This is a genomic window from Bifidobacterium sp. (assembly GCF_050874245.1).
GTDB lineage: Bacteria > Actinomycetota > Actinomycetes > Actinomycetales > Bifidobacteriaceae > Bifidobacterium.
The window spans coordinates 1-1,042 of sequence record NZ_JBNMKH010000224.1 but is presented as its reverse complement, the minus strand read 5'-3'; the positions used below and the strand labels follow the sequence as shown (position 1 = coordinate 1,042).

Here is a 1,042-nt window from a genome sequence, read left to right as displayed (position 1 = left end):
TTCAACGCTTCGAAGCCTTCTATCCTTCGCGGAGTGAGGGGGATTCGAACCCCCGAGCCGCTAACGCAGCTAACACCTTAGCAGGGTGCCCCTTTCGGCCACTCAGGCATCACTCCGGTGCGTCATTACGACGCAACATCACGTTACTTTACACCACGTACGGAAGTCAACCCGCCGAAATATCGCAAATCGGGGAAATTCCTCATATTTCGCAGTCCTGCTGGCGTGTCGAGCGACGCTTCGAATATCCGTCGGGCTCGGCTACCCTTAATCGTAGAGACATGTGACGAGAAGAACACAGGAACGAAGGGATTGCAATGATGCAAGACAGCGGGGAACACTATCACGGACAGCATGCGGCGAAACGCTCACCCATGCCGATGATCGTTGCGGCCATTGTGGCATTGGCATTGGCCGTGGCGCTCGCGGTCGGCATATGGCATGCGGCGACAACGCATGGCAAACGGGCAGCGCAGGCAGGCAACGCCGCGGTCTCATCGAATACGACGAAATCCCAATCGTCGGCGTCGAATGCCGATTCCGCAACAACCGTTGCGAAGCATCACGGCAATTCGCCGGATTGCCCGGACACGGACTGCATCTCCATGCTGGTCAATGGCGATTTGCTGTTCCACGAAGGGCTGTGGGAGCATTTCGCCGGGGCTGACACCTCTGCGACGGACGGCACCGCATTCAACTTCGACCCGCTGTTCGAGCCGATGAAGAAGTACATCCAGGCGTCCGACATCGCCGTCTGCGAGTTCGAGACGCCCATCGCACAGCGCGGCGGCCCGTACAGTGCGTATCCGATTTTCAATATTCCGCCCGAAGTGGCCGATGCCGCCAAGCATGTCGGCTATCAGGCGTGCACTCATGCCACCAACCATTCCTGGGACCAGGGGTCGGAGGGCATCGCCCGCCTGTGGGACACGCTGGAGGCCGACGGCATCGCCCAGACCGGTTCCTACAAGACCGAGGCGGATTCGCTCAAGCCGCTGGTGATCACGTCTCCGACCGGCGGCGGCAAGCTGGGGCTCGTCAC

General features: G+C 60.1%; 1 protein-coding gene and 1 tRNA gene. One reads left to right on the top strand and one right to left on the bottom strand.

Going from position 1 to position 1,042, the window contains the following annotated elements; translation table 11 throughout:
• Positions 1-29 precede the first annotated feature (29 nt).
• Positions 30-116 (bottom strand) — tRNA-Ser (locus tag ACR0P8_RS10080).
• A 201-nt stretch (positions 117-317) separates the two neighbouring features.
• On the opposite strand from ACR0P8_RS10080, the gene ACR0P8_RS10075 reads away from it, so the two are divergent.
• The coding region (locus ACR0P8_RS10075; RefSeq protein ID WP_432624903.1) for a CapA family protein at positions 318-1,042 on the top strand (725 nt) is incomplete at its 3' end.